This window comes from Streptomyces bambusae (assembly GCF_019400985.1).
Taxonomy (GTDB): Bacteria; Actinomycetota; Actinomycetes; order Streptomycetales; family Streptomycetaceae; genus Streptomyces; species Streptomyces bambusae_A.
Window position 1 is genome coordinate 1 of sequence record NZ_WTFF01000595.1, and the last position, 1,859, is coordinate 1,859.

Consider the following 1,859-nt stretch of genomic DNA (forward strand, 5'->3'; position numbering starts at 1 on the left):
GTGCCCGGTAAGCTGGGCTCACAAGAGCACGCGCCGGCCACCGTCAGCGACAGGCGTAAGATCGTCGGCAGCGTCCGAGGTGTATAAGAGACAGCTCGTACGCCGACCCCGACCCGGACCCGGACCTCGACCCCGCCCCCGGCCCGACAGCGCCCGCGTCGGCGTCCGCGCCCGCGTCCGCGTCCCCGTCCCCGTACGCCGTACCGGCCAAGTCGCAGGAGCGGCCGGCGCGGTGGCGGCGGACCAGCTCCTCCAGCACCAGCGCGACGCAGCCGTCGGGGCCGTCGGGCAGCTCGGGCACGGCGATGCCGAGCCGGCCGCCGAGCCGGGACAGCGCCAGGACCGCCCACGCGGGGTCGGCGAGGAACGGGTCGCTGCCGTCCTGCCCCTCCCACACGCCGAGCACCGCGCCCGCGGCCAGGAGCAGCGCGTACCGGTCGCTCAGCACGACGGCCGCCGGCAGGTCCGGGCCGGCCAGGCACTGCGCGCGCAGGGCGCGCAGCTCGGTCGCGAACTGCTCGGCCAGCTCGGCGAGCAGCCCGAGGTGGCCGCCGGCGGCGCGGTCGCCATCGAGGCGGCCGGCGGCGCCGACGAGGGTGGCGGACAGGAAGTCGTGGCCGCCGGCCGCGCCCAGCAGCCGGTAGTCGAGCACCGGCAGGTCGGCGGCGGGCCGGAACAGGCTCGGCGGCGGCTCCTGCGCGCGCAGCCACGACCGTTCGGCCAGGTGGGACAGCTGCGGCACGATCACGGCCTGGCAGGCGGCCGTACCGGCGTGTCCGAGCCCGGCGACCGGCAGGTCGCGCACCAGCTTGTCGAGGGAGCCGTAGCGGGGGCTGCCGTACTCGTATCCTTGCGCGCCGAGGACGGACGCGAGCTCCTCCAGGTTCTCGCGCAGCAGGTCCGGTACGACGTACTTGACGGCCGCCGCGAGCACATGGGCCCGCTCCGGCAGCAGCGACAGCGAGCGCAGCGCGACGACGGACATGGCGTCGGCGGCGAGCAGGTCGGCGAAGACCCCGGCGAGGGGCTTGCGCCAGCGGCGCGCGACGGGCTTCGTACGGCCCTCCGTCACCGACCGGACGGCGGAGTGCAGCACGGTGTCGGCGGCGGCGACGGCCAGCGCGGGGATGAGGCAGCGGTTGACCTGGAAGGTGCGCAGCGCCAGCGCGACGCCCTCGCCGGGGCGCCCGACGAGGGCGTCGGCGGGCAGGGCGCAGTCGTCGAAGCGCAGGCCGGAGAAGAGACCGCCACGCATGCCGGCGGTGGGGACGCGGGGCAGGTGCGTCAGGCCGGCGGGGACCTGGTCGGGGCGGACCAGGAAGACGGCGTGGCTGCGGGCGGAGCGGCGCTCGGCGGAGGTACGGGCGTACACGACGAGGGCGCCGGCCCGGGCCGCGTTCATGATGACGGCCTTGCGGCCGTTCAGGACGTGGCCGGCGGCGGGACCGGCCGGGTGGGGCGCGGCCGTGAACTCGTCGCGCAGGATCCCGTTGGCGTGGGCGAGCTCGTGGTGGACGATCGCCGCGCGGCCGCCGCCGAGCAGCAGTTCGGCGGCGTCGGTGCGCTGGCGCGCGGTGCCGGCCGCCCAGATCGCGGCGGTGGCGAACAGCGAGGTGATGCCGTGCCCGAAGCCGAGGGCGGCGTCGCGCCGGAAGACCGGGCGCAGCACGGTGACGAGCAGGTCTGCCCGGGTGAGCAGGCCGCCGAACTCGGCGGGTACGAACTCGGCACCGAGCCCGGCCGCGTCGAGCAGCTCCTCGGTGGCGTACGGCGGCTCGGCACGCCGGTCGGCGTCGAGCAGGGCGGCGAGCCCGTGCGGATTGGCCGGGTCGTGCGGATCACCGAGCAGCCCTTCCAAC

The 1,859-nt window shown here is 76.7% G+C and carries 1 protein-coding gene; it reads right to left on the minus strand.

The features are described from left to right. Positions 1–43: 43 nt before the first annotated feature. The coding region (locus GPJ59_RS35875; protein ID WP_219672308.1) for an acyl-CoA dehydrogenase at positions 44–1,859 on the minus strand (1,816 nt) is incomplete at its 5' end.